Here is a 12,614-nt window from a genome sequence, read left to right on the forward strand (position 1 = left end):
GAGTGAGCAAAGGCACGTTGGAAGCGGGTGGAAATGCCGGCTTAATGCACCAGTGCCGACTGCACAAGTATAAACTCGTTGATGTTATCGGAGTTGATGACGCCGGCCAGGCGGCCGTTCTCGAGCACGGGGTAGAGCGGAGCGCGGTTTTTCTGAAGCTCGCTGTAGGCGTCGGCAAGTTTGTCCTGCACGTTAAAGGTGGTAAACTCCGGCGACATGACCTCGGAGACGGCCGTGTGCAGCTGCTCGTTCTTGATGGCTTGTATCAATTGCGAGCGGGTCAGCACACCGACCACTTGCCCTTCCGTGGCTACAATAAACTCGTGTTCGGAGCCCATCAACAGCTTGTCCAGCGCGTCGCGCACGGTGTTTTCCGGCGCCAGTGTTACGTAGATCGTCATCATGCCCTCGCGCACGCTGTGGCCGCGCAAAAAGTTAATGTGCTGCACCATCATGTTCTCGGAGAAAGCGCTGAAGAAAACAAACGCCCCGATCAGGATAAGGAAAGGATTATAGAAAAAGCCGATGAACACGAACAGAACAGCCAGCAGCTGCCCTAGGTTGGCGGCGATCTGCGTGGCCCGCACCCGCCCCAGCTTAAAGGCCAGCAGCGCCCGCAGCACCCGTCCGCCATCCATCGGGAAAGCAGGAATAGCGTTAAAGACCACCAGCACCATGTTTACGTAGGTTAGCAGGTAAAAAAAGTTGGCCGGCGTAATGCGCAGAAAGAACTCCCCGGGAGGTATGTCCCGCAGCGGAGGCAACACCAGCCAGAGCAGCAGCGCGATGACCACGTTTACGGCAGGGCCCGCCACAGCAATGAGCAGCTCTTCGCGCGGGTTTTCAGGCATGCGCTCCAGGCTGGCCACGCCGCCGATGGGCAGCAGGGTGATGGCTTTGGTCTTCACGCCAAAGTGTTTTGCAGTGAGCGCGTGGCCCAGCTCGTGCAACACCACGCAAAAGAAAACGGCCAGCACAAAGCCTACCGCCAGCGCAATGGCCGTGGTGTCGCTGCCGCGTTGCGATTCGGTAAAGGCCACCCACGCCAGCAACAACACAAACGTCCAGTGCATTCGTATTCTGATGCCGGCAATGCGGCCTAATTTAAGCGCACATTTCATAAGAAGTATCCTGTTGTAAGTAAACCATGCTATGTTATCATCAGGGAGAGCAGGCGGGCCGGCAACGTAGAGCACCTGGCGAACCTGGCAGGAGTTGCTGCACATGCGTATACCTTCTGAATTAACGCATAAACAGGCTTATGGTTTGATAATGAGCTGCTTGCAGGTTGAGGTTCTTTGGCTGGGGCTATAATAGAAATAAGAATGCGGGGATGCCGTATACTTGGCAGTCGGGTGGCAGTTTTATAGCTTTGCGGGAAGCACGCAGCCTGGCAGGTCGTTTGCCTCGTGTGGCAGCTCAGGCGCACGATTAAAAAGAAACAGGCCAGCGTTATACTTACATGGACATACAGAACAGAGATTTTTTGAAGGAGCTGGTTTTCCAGACCTCGCGGAGCGGTGGCGCCGGCGGGCAGAACGTCAATAAAGTGGAAACCAAGGTGGAGCTCCGGTTTCAGGTGGATAACTCGGTACTGCTCACACAGGAGGAAAAAGAGGTGCTAAAGCAGAAACTGGCCAGCCGCATTACCTCCGACGGCTACCTGCAGCTGGTATGCCAGGACGAGCGAAGCCAGTTGCGCAACAAGGAACTGTGCGTGGCCCGTTTTTACGCACTGCTGCGGCAGGCTTTTACAAAACAGAAAAAGCGAACGGCCACCAAACCGACCAAAGCCGGCGTGCGGCGGCGACTGGAGAGCAAAAAGCGCCAATCCGAAAAGAAAGGAAACAGGGGCTATAAAGGAGATCAATAGCGCCCGGGTTTCTGGTTACCAGAAGCCCGGGCGCTTTTGTGTTAGCCTAAGAACAAGTGCCTAGTATACCTGGCCCATCAGTTCGCGCACGTAGGTTACGTAGTCGGTGTTGGGTGGCGTGTGGCCGCACTTGCGCAGGTCTGTGGCTACCTGTGCACGATGGTAGGTGGCGTGGTTAAACGCATGTGTCAGGATGTCGAGTACGCGGGTGCTATACTTGTGGCCCTGGCTGTTGGTATAATCGATCAGGCGGTTAAACTCCGCCTCGTCGGCGTTGGCCACCAGCTCGGCAATGCGGTACGAAGCCGTTTTATGGAGCGCGAAAAGCTCTTCGAGCGAGTGCTCCTGCCATACCTTCACCGGGCTCTCGGTGCCGGTGATGCGGGCGATCCAGATGGCCTGTGCGTTAAGCGCGTGGCTTTGCAGGCGCAGGGAGTTAGCCGGCACTTCGGGCAGCGTGCCGAATACATCCAGCATGGTTTGGTTGGCCCAGATATTATACTCCGAAAGGTTCTTCAGTACGTCGTTTCCAGTCATGTTAATTAGCGTTCTCGTTTATCTTCCCAAATTAAAATTTCATTTTTTCGTTCCGCCGCAAAGTTGGCGCAGCGGCCGTCGCCCTTGCCGGTTATGCCGCCGTCGGGCTCGCAGAGGATGTTGCCTTTCCGGTCGTATACTTTGCTGGGGATATCGCAGCAGCGGCTGGTGAGGTAGTATACTTCCTGGTTGTGGTAGGTATAGCGGTAGATTTTGGCAGGTGGGTTAGCAGGGGCTTCTTCCTGCAACTGCTGGATGAGCTGGCTTAGCCACGGGGCAGCCAGTGCGTTGGCGGTGGCGCCCGCCGGTATTTGGGGCGAGAGGCCCGGTTTGCAGGCGCCCAGCAGGCAGATCAGCAACAGGCATACTGCCCAAACGAGATTTTTTCTTGTAGCCATGGTGGCGGATCTATCGAATAGGAGCGCAAATGTACTAATCCCACGGGTTTAAAAGAAGCCCGCGGGTTTAACTGTTCAGGTAAGCCAGCCAGTAAGGCACAAACACCACCAGCCCTACGCCTGCCGCCGTAATGGCAGCCATCAGCACGGCACCCGCCGCCAGGTCTTTTGTTTTGCCTGCCAGCGCATGAAACTCCGGCGACACCAGGTTGGTCAGGGTCTCGATGGCGGTGTTCACGATCTCGGCCATCCATACCAGGCCGATACTCAGCAGCAAGAAGCACCACTCCGTGCGGGTCACGCCGAACCGGAAGCCCATCACCCCCACCACTACGCTGGCCAGCACATGCAGGCGCATGTTGGGCTCCGACCGGAACACGGCGGTTATTCCTTTCAGGGCATACTTAACACTGTTGTAGCGGGAGAGAAAGTAAGAAGGCTGGGGCATAGCAAAAACAGGTATGAGAGGGCGTATGAAGTGCTTTTACCGGGCCGGCAAGTATAAAGTTGTAGGCCTGCGGCAGGAACAATAAAAAAGCAGGCAGCCCTGTTTCCAGCGCTGCCTGCTATACTTTTATAGGATGATCACGCCAGCTCGTCTACCGGCACAAACGTCATCGAGAGGGAATTGACGCAATGGCGCACGTTCTTGGGAGTCAGGTACTCGCCTTCGAACACGTGGCCCAGGTGCGCGCCGCAGTTGGCGCATACAATCTCGGTGCGGCGACCGTCGGCGTCCGGCACCCGCTTTACGGCACCCGTTATCTCGTCGTCGAAGCTGGGCCAGCCGCAGTGTGATTCAAATTTATACTCGGAAGTATAAAGCGGGTTGTTGCAGCGCTTGCACAGGTATACGCCCTCTGCCTTGTTGTGCTCATACGCGCCGGTGCCGGGGTACTCGGTGCCTTTGTTTACAATGATGCGGGCCTCCTCCGGCGTCAGCACGTTATATTCCGATGGGTCTTTTGCTACTTTCATAGGTTAGGTTTTGTCTTTTTATACGTGTTCTGCCAGTAACAGACAAAAGGCCAAAAAGATTTGCAATGGTGGGCAGTTCTCTGCTAGGCCTTTTTAAGGAAGCTGGCTTTCAGTACCACCGTGCTTTTGCCGATGCGGCACTCCACTTCTTCCGGGCTGCCTGTCAGGCGGATATTTTTGATCACGTTGCCGCGCTTAAGCGTGGTAGGCATGCCTTTAACTTTCAGATCTTTGATCACGTGCACGCTGTCGCCATCGCTGAGGATGTTGCCGTTGCTGTCTTTTACTTCCATGGGTTTTGTTTATTGATCCCCAAAGGTACCAGAATTTTAGTTTTCCGCTGCGGTACGGGCGCCAAAATGCCGGCCGGGCATCTCCCGTTACAAAGTATAGCTGGTGCGCCTGTGCCAAAAGGCAGCATCAGATATACCATACGTCCTGGGACGATAAGGCCAGGTGCACCGCGTCGCCGGGCAGGTGGCGGCCGTTGGTTGTTTTTACCGAGATCACCTCGCCCGGCAGGGCCTCAGAGAGCACTTCCACGTCGTAGTAGCTGCCCAGGTAATGCACCGCTTTCACGCTGCCTTTAATTGTATGGCTGCCCGCTTCAGTTTCCAGGGTAAACGCCTCGGGGCGCACGAGCAGGTGCCTGCCTTTTGCGCCGGCACTTCTTACTCCCGGAAAAGCCGTTGCAAAGGCAGCTGGCAGCAGGTTATAGTTGCCGAACAGGGCGGCGGTATACTCATTTACCGGATGCCGGTACACCTGCGCGGGCGTGCCTTTCTGAATGATCCTGCCACTGTGCAGCACCAGGATCTCATCGGCCCAGGCAAGGGTGTCCAGCGGGTCGTGCGAGGTAAGGATGCAGGTAATGTCCAGCTGCTCGCCCATTTCCCGGATCACTTCTTTCAGGGTTCTTTTGTGGCTCATGTCCAGGTTAGAAAACGGCTCATCGAGCAGCAGCAGGCTGGGTGCCGTAACCAGCAGGCGGGCCAGGGCAATGCGCTGCTTCTCGCCCCCGGAAAGGTGGTCTGTGCGGCGCTTGAGCAAGTGGCTGATGCGGCAAACGGCGTAGATCGCTTCTGCTTCGTCCCTGGGCAGGGTGTTGGCATAGGTCAAAATCTGCTCTACCCGCAAAAACTTCTGCAGCTCAAAATGCTGCGAGAGGTAAGCGATGTGCGGATGCCCGGCCACCAGCTTTTCCTGCGGCCCCAGCACCCTCTCCTGTTCAAAGAGCACCTGCCCTGCCGTGGGCTGCACCAGACCGGCCAGGATCTTGAGCAGGGTACTTTTGCCCGAGCCCGTTTCGCCGGCAATGGCAATCTTCTGAAACTCCTGCTGGGTAAAGCTGATGTCCTGCAGGATCAGGCTTTCTTCTTCCTGCAACCCGATGCCTTCTACCTTTAAAAAACTCATATGTTTCGGTATGCTAGTAGCGGCTGGTTAGTCCGCCATCGTAAAGTATAACATGCTGCAGGTCCTAAAACAGGCAGATCAACAGAAAAGCAGCCCACAGGAGCTGCTTTTCTGCAAGTATAACCTCTTAAGTCTAAGCAATGAAATCTGGCCCCTACTTTTTCAGGTACCCGGGCCTATCCTTTTATCCCAAAAAGGTAGGCACAGCGGTAAATGCCCGGTAGTATAGCCGCCCGTTTTATACCTGCTTAAAGTATAGCTGCAATAAACGCCTGTTACAAACCGGCTTGAACGTATAACCCCGTTTACCGCTGCCCTCAAAATTGCTGCACGCTTAGGCATTGCCATAATAGTTAGACTCGCCGCCGTCGATGGCAATGGTCTGGCCATTTACATAGGAAGCCGCGTCGCTCAACAGAAAGGCTACTACTTTGGCTACTTCTTCGGGCAGGCCCAGGCGCCTGGTGGGGTTTCGTTGGGCATATTCGCTTTCAGCAGCTTTGGGGTTATCGGGGTTTACTTCTCTAAAGGCCTCGGCCACCATGGGCGTAAGTATGGCGCCCGGCGCAATGGCATTCGTTATGATACCATCTTTGCCATATTCCAGGGCCGCGTTCTTGGTCATGCCCGAAACAGCGTGCTTGCTTGCCACATACGCTACCTGGTTCAGTACGCCCCGTATGCCTCCTACCGAGGCCACATTAACGATGCGGCCATACTTCTGCTTTTGCATAACCGGAATAACATAGCGCATGCCGTAATAAACGCCCATCAGGTTAATGTCGATCACCTTTTTAAACACCTTAATGTCATACTCGGTCATCGGTGCCTGGCGGCCTTCGATCCCTGCGTTGTTGTAGAGGCCGTCGATGCGGCCGAATGCTTTCAGGGTTTCGGAAACATACTTTTTAACGTCTTCCTCGTTGGATGCATCGCCCACCACCGTGGTGATCTTTATACCTTGAAACTCTTTGGTCAGGTCGTTGGCGGCATCAGAGAGCTGGGCTTCGTTGTAATCCATCAAAGTAAGATTTGCTCCCTGGCTTGCCAGCTCTTTTGCGGCCGCCAGCCCCAGGCCCATGGCAGCGCCCGTGATAATAATAGCTTTTTGATCGAATGCTTTCATAGTAGCTTAATGATTTAGTGTAGAACTCGGTAAGTATAAGCGGCTCCTGCTGCACGTTGGAATGGCAGCGTCAGAGCAAAAACTGGCGGGTGATGGGGTGCGGGTAAACGTGGCGGGAAAGAAACTATTTGGTTATACGATGGCGGAAATTTTCCGGTAAAGCCGACGGCTTTGCGCCTGGTGGATGGAGTAATACGCAGTTATACAAGTAAAGCAGCTCTTGCTGGCGCGAGCTTGTAACTCGTGCCGTCTCTTTTATGATGGAAAGGGAAGTACGAGCTACAAGCTCGAACTAGCGGGGATAGTATGATGAAGTGATACGCTGTTATAAGATGAAATTCGCGATGGCCGTGTACCACTACAAAACAAGAAAGCAGCCCCTTCCGGAGCTGCTTTCTTTTGCTTAAAGCAGGGCGTAATCATTATCACATCCCCTGCCCGTTTATTTTATTGTCCCTTCTGGTTTTGATAAAGGACAGCACAATACTAGCTGTCAGGATCAAGGCAATGACTAGCAGGGAGATGAACGTAGGAATCTTGAAGATATCGACCATGACCATTTTCATACCTACAAATACAAGTATGATGGCCAGGCCGTAGGAGAGATAAACGAAGCGGTCCACGACATGGGCCAGGGCAAAATACATGGAGCGCAGGCCCAGAATTGCGAAAACGTTTGAAGTATAGACGATAAACTGATCCTGCGTGATGGCAAGTATGGCCGGAATGCTATCTACCGCAAAGATCAGGTCGGTACTTTCGATCAGGATAAGCACAAGAAACAGCGGAGTTACATATTTTTTGCCGTTTTGCTTTACAAAGAACTTATCGCCATGCAACTGGTTTGTAACCGGCATTATTTTTCTGGCAAACTTGATAACGGGGTTGTTTTCCGGATCGATCTGTGTGCCTTTCTCCGTAAACATTTTGTAGCCGGTATAGATCAGGAAGAAGCCGAAAATGTAAATGCTCCAGTGAAATTTCTCGATCAGAGCGACGCCGGCAAAAATAAAGATCACCCGCATGACGAGTGCCCCCAAAATACCCCAGAACAGGATCTTGTGCTGGTAAATGGCAGGGATCTGGAAATAACCGAAAACAAGTACAAACACGAATATATTGTCTATACTCAATGATTTCTCGATCAGGTAACCGGTCAGAAACTCGACGGCTTTAGCCTCCCCAAACCAGTAATAAATAAGGGCATTAAAGACTAAGGAAAGGCTGATCCAGACACCCGTCCAGGTCAGTGCTTCTTTCACAGATACAACATGCGCCTTCCGGTTAAAAACGCCTAAGTCGAGGGCGAGCATGAGTAGTACAAATACATTAAATCCTATCCAGAATGTGGCATTTACTTCCATCAGTGTTTAGTCAAGTTAAGTAAGTTACAGTTCCTGTAAGGCATTTGTTGTAAGCAGGACCCGTTTTGTTTACAAATTTAACCAGATCGGGTTCTAAGCACATGCTGCCTTTTAACGATTGGCCTTAAACTAAGACGGAAAACACGAAAAGCAGCCCATACAGCAGTTGCCTTCCTTTAACTGTTACCCTATAAATCTTACTTCTTCAACATACCGCTCCTATCCCCTGACTTTTCTTTGCCGGAAAGCGCTTGCTATTTTTCTACAGAAGGTAAATTTGGTTGCGGATGAACGAAAGTATGGTTTGGCTATAGTTTAGGCCGTAAGTTGAGTGTAGCGGTAAAGGCGCGGAAGTATGGCCGCACGTTTGATGCCTGCGATAGGATGGACATGAAAAAAGCCTTTATAAACTGGCTGCAACGTATAACCACATTTGCGCAGCCGCTATACTCGCGGAAAGCTGAGGTTCTATTTTACCGTGTTCATTTAGCAGACAGTGCTTTTATTGCTTCTGACTGAGAAGTAACAAAGTTGATTTGCTTGCCTTTATTGCTTTCGGAAATGAAGGCATGCACACTCTTGCTTTCATACTTTGAAAAATCGCCAACGATAGCCAGACGAACCCGGTAATTGGAAAATTTTTGAAGGATCTCGCCAGCCATTCCATTTTTCAGATCAAAGAAATCAGGTGTAATGTTGGTCTCGTGAATGATTATTTTATCAAAATCCTGATAGTATAAACTGCCTACTAAGTCGGATCCGTCTTCAATGCTATTTATAACATTATCAGACGAAATCACTTCGGCAATTTTTGTGTCGTTTATAGTATGGGTTACAATTTTCATCCTGACTATTGTACTTGCTGTGGCCGTTACAGTGTCTCTTGCTGGCGCGAGCTTGTAGCTCGTGCCGTTTCTTTTATGATGGAAAGGGAAGTACGAGCTACAAGCTCGCACTAGCGGGGCGTTAGATTTGCGGGATGGTAAGTGCTATTTTCGTTTTAACTCATCAAGTGTAACTCCATTCTTGTTTTTCCAACTTGTCCAGCCGTTTGTTGCTCTGCCTAGTACAACACCGCCCGCTGTACTTGGAGAATTGAAGACATAATCTTCCATGAATTTATACTTACCATCAACGTTCATCACTATCTGTTCTTCTACTAACTTTTTTCTTAAGTTTATTAAGTAGTCATGGCAAGAAGCAGTGGTATTTGGCTTTAGCCCTGATCCTTTAAAAACGACAAAACCATCGTCAATCAAATCCCCTTCCGCATAAAGATTGTCACCTTTGAGCGTTAGAAGTTCTTTTTTAGTAATGGACTCTTTGCTGATCTTATCAAACACAGGAAAACCTAAAGTGGAAAGCAGAATCTTAACGGTATCAAAGCTATCCAATAAATCAGCTTCCATAGACTCTGTTACAAATGGTTTATTCGGCACAACTGAATTTTCAGTATCAAACCTGTTCGCGTCCTTGGCTTCGGCAACTGCAATATGCTCTAAGTATTTAGCATGGGATTTAGTAAAAGCATTGATTTTAGATACCATCACAACTGCGTAGTTCCAAAACTCCTTCGATCGGTTATGTTGCTTAATACGTTCCAGGCAATCCTCAGCTTCGCCTATGTATACCATTGGCTTCGCTTTATCAGCACTTTCACCAAACAGAAAGTATACGCCAACATTCTTCAACTCATCTCTGCCAGTGATGTACTCTAACTTATTTCTAGGAACAAGAACTGTCTTCACAACCCTATTAGTTATTTCTGCGATTTTCACACTACGTGGAGATCCATCTGGTAAGAAAATCTGAATTGTCTGCGGTCTGTTCATAGCAATAGGATTAGTGTTATACTGTAGAACTATAAATATAGCAAAAGCTACATAAAGTTGTGTCTAACAAAAAAGCAGCCCCAAACGGAGCTGCTTTTCCTTTATCTACACAAGTATATATCTTATGTCTAACGTCTAAAATCTAACGTCTAACTACTTCTTCAAGCTGCCGATCATATCTTCCGGACGCACCCACTCGTCGTACTGCTCGCTGGTGAGCAGGTCAAGGGCAATGGCGGCCTGGCGCAGCGTAGTACCTTCTTTGTGCGCTTTCTTCGCAATTTTGGCGGCGTTGTCGTAGCCGATGTGCGGGTTCAGGGCCGTTACCAGCATCAGCGAGTTCTCCAGGTTCTCTTTGATCTTCGGGTAATTAGGCTCGATACCTACCGCGCAGTGCTTGTCGAACGAGTCACAGGCGTCGCCGATCAGCTGGGCGCTCATCAGCAGGTTGTAGATCATCACGGGCTTAAACACGTTCAGCTCGAAATGGCCGTTCATGCCACCTACCGAAATCGCCACATCGTTACCAATCACCTGCGCGCATACCATCGTCATGGCCTCGGCCTGCGTAGGGTTCACTTTGCCCGGCATAATCGAAGAACCCGGCTCATTTTCCGGGATCAGGATCTCAGCGATACCGGAACGTGGACCGGAAGCTAGCAAACGAATATCGTTGGCGATCTTCATCAGGCTTACGGCCAGCTGCTTCAGCGCGCCGGAAGTTTCCACGATGGCGTCGTGCGCAGCCAGAGACTCGAATTTGTTAGGAGCTGTGATGAACGAATGGCCGGCGTACTCTGATATTTTCTCAGCAACCAGCACGTCGTATCCTGCCGGCGTGTTCAGGCCGGTGCCCACGGCAGAGCCGCCCAGCGCCAGGGTGCTCAGGTGCGCCAGCGTGTTGCGCAACGCCTGCATGCCATACTCCAGCTGAGCCACATAACCCGAAAGCTCCTGGCCCAGGGTCAGCGGTGTGGCGTCCATCAGGTGGGTGCGGCCAATTTTTACCACATTCATAAACTCCTCCGACTTGGCCTGCAGCGTGTCGCGCAGCTTTTGCACCATCGGCAAGGTATGCTCTACCACTTTCTTATAAGCGGCAATGTGCATGGCTGTCGGGAAGGTGTCGTTCGACGACTGCGACTTGTTCACGTCATCGTTCGGGTGGATCTTCTTTTTCTCGTCCATCAGGCTGCCGCCCAGTAGTACGTGCGCGCGGTTGGCTACTACTTCGTTCACGTTCATGTTCGATTGCGTGCCCGAGCCCGTCTGCCATACTACCAGCGGAAACTGATCGGCCAGTTGGCCATCCAGAATCTCATCGCATACTTCCGAGATAATATCGGCTTTGTCCTGGGGCAGTACACCCAGCTGGGCATTGGCCTGCGCCGCCGCTTTCTTCAGTATGGCAAAGGCCGCTATAATTTCGCGGGGCATAGTCTGGCCGCCGATGGTAAAGTTTTCTTTGGAGCGCTGCGTTTGCGCACCCCAGTATTTGTCTGCAGGCACCTCTACAGGGCCCATGGTATCTTTCTCTACGCGAACTTGCATATCGATTTATGGTTAGTTAAAGGATTATCTGATTGTGGCAAAACTACAAAAAATTACGTGTGCCCGCTATCCTCTAACGGCAGGCACCAGGCCGTGTTTTTAGCTGCCGTTTATACCTATACTTAGTGTATCACGTGCTTGCCCGATTTCTGCGAGAGCAGCGCAATGGTTTCAGGCTGCACAGGCTTCAGGTAAGCGGTATTCAGGATATAGGCATCGTTAAAGCGGATGAGGTATTCCCCCTCCTCGCCCAGCGACTGTATGCTGCTGATATCTTCCATCGCATACGTACGATCATTGAGCAGGAAGTTGGTGATACGGATCTTATCCTGATTAATAGCGACATGCCACCGCATAGAAGTCCAGCCCAGCGCTACCGAGAGCGCCAGCATCAAGCCAAAGATCAGGCGATATACTTTCAGGGAATTATGGCCTTCCTGGTGCTGCATATAGGTCTTGTACAGTTCATAGTCGTGGCCCAGCAGAGCCCGCTGTACCAGGCGCAATGGCAGCATCGCCAGGGTAAGGCCCAGGAGCAGTCCGGGTGCAAAAAGTGCCCGGAAGTTAGGCGTAAGCACATACATGTGCACGTTGGAGGCGTTGATAATGCTGGAAATAATGGCCAGCATGCCCGCTGCCACCACCGAAAGCACGCAGGCAAAAACAAGGTAGGCGATCATCAGCCGCCACTCCTGCCTTTGGATATACTTCAGCTCGCTGGGGCTCAGGGCCGCCTCCTGCCCGGCAGGCGATAATCTGCGCAGCGCAAAACGAACCACCGGCAGCAGCACCGCTATAGCGCAAAGACCTATTAAAAGACTTCTGATTATTTCCAGCATAAGGCAAGGGTTAACACCGCAAAGTTAATACGGTATCCCTAATTTCCGGTAAATAAAACCAAGTAACCAGGCCGGGCCGATCAGTAGGAACTGCAGGTCTTTGAAAAAGGAAGGTTTTTTGCCCTCTACCTTGTGCCCGTAGAACTGCCCAATCCAGGCCAGCGCAAAAATAACCAGGCACAGCAGCCACAGCGGGGTCGTGGTGGCCGCATCCAGGGCATGCACCGCCCCCAGCATCAACCCGCATACCAAGGCCATGCCCAGAAACATGGCCACCGACAGGCGCAGGTAAAACAGCAGGCCCAGCAACAGCAGCAGGGTGCCAAAATGCACGTAGGGCTGCACCGCCGGCGGGAAAGGCGCTTTCAGGGCATTGCTCGGGATGCTGGCCAGCAGCCCCACAATGCTAAAGAAGATGAGCGGGACGCAGACCCAGTGGATCAGCTTGTTGGTGTGGTTCTGGTGGCTCTGGCCATACTCATCGAACCATTGCTGCATGTTTTTCATAACGTTACGCCGTGTTTTGTCTGTCCCTGAAGCGGGTGCCGGGGCAATGATAGTATTAATTTACCCTGTTCCGATCACAAATCCAAGATACTGCGGGAGTACAAAAATCAGGGCAGGAGCATACTTTGAGAATGCGGGCTTTTCTAGTATATTTGAATTATCAGCAACAGGTGTAACGTTGTCTTTTGCTGTG

At 51.6% G+C, this 12,614-nt stretch carries 15 protein-coding genes; 1 reads left to right on the plus strand and 14 read right to left on the minus strand.

Features of this window, described 5'->3' with window-relative positions; translation table 11 throughout:
• Positions 1-41: 41 nt before the first annotated feature.
• The gene (locus tag LWL52_RS16125) at positions 42-1,121 is read right to left on the minus strand and encodes a site-2 protease family protein (protein WP_242921733.1); all 1,080 of its coding nucleotides are present in this window, start codon (positions 1,119-1,121) and stop codon (positions 42-44) included.
• A gap of 341 nt (positions 1,122-1,462) precedes the next feature.
• Here LWL52_RS16125 and arfB point away from each other — a divergent pair, with 341 nt between their 5' ends.
• Positions 1,463-1,873, plus strand: a complete 411-nt coding sequence (gene arfB, locus LWL52_RS16130) for an alternative ribosome rescue aminoacyl-tRNA hydrolase ArfB (RefSeq protein WP_242921736.1) — start codon at positions 1,463-1,465, stop codon at positions 1,871-1,873.
• Positions 1,874-1,933: 60 nt separating this feature from the next.
• Here the strand turns inward: arfB and LWL52_RS16135 are convergent, their stop codons facing one another.
• The 13 genes from LWL52_RS16135 to LWL52_RS16195 all read right to left on the minus strand — a co-directional run bounded on the left by LWL52_RS16135 (position 1,934) and on the right by LWL52_RS16195 (position 12,421).
• The gene (locus LWL52_RS16135) at positions 1,934-2,410 is read right to left on the minus strand and encodes a DinB family protein (protein ID WP_242921737.1); all 477 of its coding nucleotides are present in this window, start codon (positions 2,408-2,410) and stop codon (positions 1,934-1,936) included.
• Between the two features lie 5 nt (positions 2,411-2,415).
• On the minus strand, positions 2,416-2,808 hold the full coding sequence (locus tag LWL52_RS16140; RefSeq protein ID WP_242921739.1) for a DUF6970 domain-containing protein: 393 nt from the start codon (positions 2,806-2,808) through the stop codon (positions 2,416-2,418).
• 67 nt (positions 2,809-2,875) lie between these two features.
• The gene (locus LWL52_RS16145; RefSeq protein WP_242921742.1) at positions 2,876-3,256 is read right to left on the minus strand and encodes a diacylglycerol kinase family protein; all 381 of its coding nucleotides are present in this window, start codon (positions 3,254-3,256) and stop codon (positions 2,876-2,878) included.
• 137 nt (positions 3,257-3,393) lie between these two features.
• Positions 3,394-3,786 carry a methionine-R-sulfoxide reductase gene (locus tag LWL52_RS16150; protein WP_242921744.1) on the minus strand — a complete coding sequence of 131 codons (393 nt, stop codon included), beginning with the start codon at positions 3,784-3,786 and terminating at the stop codon, positions 3,394-3,396.
• 83 nt (positions 3,787-3,869) lie between these two features.
• Positions 3,870-4,079: an alkylphosphonate utilization protein gene (locus LWL52_RS16155; protein WP_242921746.1), complete on the minus strand. Its 210-nt coding sequence runs from the start codon at positions 4,077-4,079 to the stop codon at positions 3,870-3,872.
• A gap of 127 nt (positions 4,080-4,206) precedes the next feature.
• Positions 4,207-5,202 (minus strand): ABC transporter ATP-binding protein, encoded by a 996-nt coding sequence (locus tag LWL52_RS16160; protein ID WP_242921748.1) that lies wholly within the window; start codon positions 5,200-5,202, stop codon positions 4,207-4,209.
• 334 nt (positions 5,203-5,536) lie between these two features.
• Complete coding sequence (locus LWL52_RS16165; protein ID WP_242921776.1) at positions 5,537-6,328, minus strand: glucose 1-dehydrogenase; 792 nt, start codon at positions 6,326-6,328, stop codon at positions 5,537-5,539.
• A gap of 425 nt (positions 6,329-6,753) precedes the next feature.
• The gene (locus LWL52_RS16170; protein ID WP_242921778.1) at positions 6,754-7,692 is read right to left on the minus strand and encodes a TerC family protein; all 939 of its coding nucleotides are present in this window, start codon (positions 7,690-7,692) and stop codon (positions 6,754-6,756) included.
• Between the two features lie 482 nt (positions 7,693-8,174).
• On the minus strand, positions 8,175-8,537 hold the full coding sequence (locus LWL52_RS16175) for a DUF4180 domain-containing protein (RefSeq protein WP_242921780.1): 363 nt from the start codon (positions 8,535-8,537) through the stop codon (positions 8,175-8,177).
• 144 nt (positions 8,538-8,681) lie between these two features.
• Positions 8,682-9,524, minus strand: coding sequence for a GIY-YIG nuclease family protein (locus tag LWL52_RS16180; protein WP_242921783.1), 843 nt, complete (start codon positions 9,522-9,524; stop codon positions 8,682-8,684).
• Positions 9,525-9,677: 153 nt separating this feature from the next.
• Positions 9,678-11,075, minus strand: a complete 1,398-nt coding sequence (gene fumC / locus LWL52_RS16185) for a class II fumarate hydratase (RefSeq protein ID WP_242921785.1) — start codon at positions 11,073-11,075, stop codon at positions 9,678-9,680.
• A gap of 122 nt (positions 11,076-11,197) precedes the next feature.
• Positions 11,198-11,914, minus strand: a complete 717-nt coding sequence (locus tag LWL52_RS16190; RefSeq protein ID WP_242921794.1) for a hypothetical protein — start codon at positions 11,912-11,914, stop codon at positions 11,198-11,200.
• A gap of 24 nt (positions 11,915-11,938) precedes the next feature.
• Complete coding sequence (locus LWL52_RS16195; RefSeq protein WP_242921797.1) at positions 11,939-12,421, minus strand: Mpo1 family 2-hydroxy fatty acid dioxygenase; 483 nt, start codon at positions 12,419-12,421, stop codon at positions 11,939-11,941.
• Positions 12,422-12,614: the final 193 nt, after the last annotated feature.

Origin of the sequence: Pontibacter liquoris, assembly GCF_022758235.1 — a bacterium.
Lineage (GTDB): Bacteria > Bacteroidota > Bacteroidia > Cytophagales > Hymenobacteraceae > Pontibacter > Pontibacter liquoris.